This is a genomic window from Microbacterium sp. H6 (genome assembly GCF_003314775.1).
GTDB classification, from domain to species: Bacteria; Actinomycetota; Actinomycetes; order Actinomycetales; family Microbacteriaceae; genus Microbacterium; species Microbacterium oxydans.
Window position 1 is genome coordinate 37,810 of record NZ_QOAY01000187.1, and the last position, 258, is coordinate 38,067.

The 258-nt window shown below is 62.4% G+C and carries 1 protein-coding gene; it reads left to right on the forward strand.

Features of this window, described 5'->3' with window-relative positions; translation table 11 throughout:
* A partial coding sequence (locus tag DSP71_RS22720; protein WP_220151112.1) for a hypothetical protein occupies nt 1–258 on the forward strand: 258 nt, incomplete at both ends.

A 258-nucleotide genomic window follows, 5' to 3' on the forward strand; every position in this document is an offset into this window, starting at 1 on the left:
ATGACAGGGGCGGCGATCATCGCCACAACCGAAAGCGCAAGACCGGCGATACTCGTCCCCTTCCTCTGGCCCTTCCGGGTCAGTCCGATAATGGCGAGGACGAGCGCGGCGACAAGCAGCGGCCATCCGACGACCCCCAGGAGCGGAACGACGGCGAGCGCGAATCCGAGGATGGCAAGGATGATCGAAATGAGGCCGTGACGGCGCTCACTGAAATTCCTCGGTTCTGCTCATCGAAATTCCCCACTCTGGGTCGCT